This window comes from Cognatundibacterium luofuense, assembly GCF_018139685.1.
GTDB lineage: Bacteria > Pseudomonadota > Gammaproteobacteria > Burkholderiales > Burkholderiaceae_D > Undibacterium > Undibacterium luofuense.
Genome location: NZ_JAGSPN010000114.1, coordinates 1 through 493 on the forward strand (window position 1 = coordinate 1; position 493 = coordinate 493).

The 493-nt window shown below is 52.3% G+C and carries 1 protein-coding gene; it reads right to left on the reverse strand.

All coding sequences use genetic code 11. The features are described from left to right. The coding region (locus tag KDM89_RS19590; protein ID WP_212689569.1) for a LemA family protein at positions 1-406 on the reverse strand (406 nt) is incomplete at its 3' end. Positions 407-493: the final 87 nt, after the last annotated feature.

Sequence of the window (493 nt, forward strand, 5' to 3'; positions counted from 1 at the left end):
GCTCTTCGGTCAGCTGTATCATGTTCTGATTTGCCTTCAGGTCAGGATAGGACTCCGACAGCGCGAACATCTTACCCAGCGAAGCCGTGAGTGTGCCTTCCGCTGCCGCCAGTTGCTGTACCGAGGCGCCATCCGCCGGGTCCAGCACCGCTTTGCTGCTGGCGCTGACTGCCTGATTGCGCGCATGGATCACTGCTTCCAGGGTTTCACGCTCATGCTTCATATAGCCTTTAGCGACTTCGACCAGATTCGGAATCAGGTCATAGCGGCGCTTGAGTTGTACATCGATCTGGGCAAAACTATTTTTAAAGCGGTTACGCAAACCAACCAGGCGGTTGTAGACACCGATAGCCCAGAAAGCCAGTACAGCCAGGATCACAAGAATTACGATCAATGCAGTCATCATACACTCCATGCAAAAAGTAAAAACCGATGCGCTGGCATCGGTTCAGAAAACATTCAGTTGTTGGTCGTCGTGCTCGGATTGGTATTC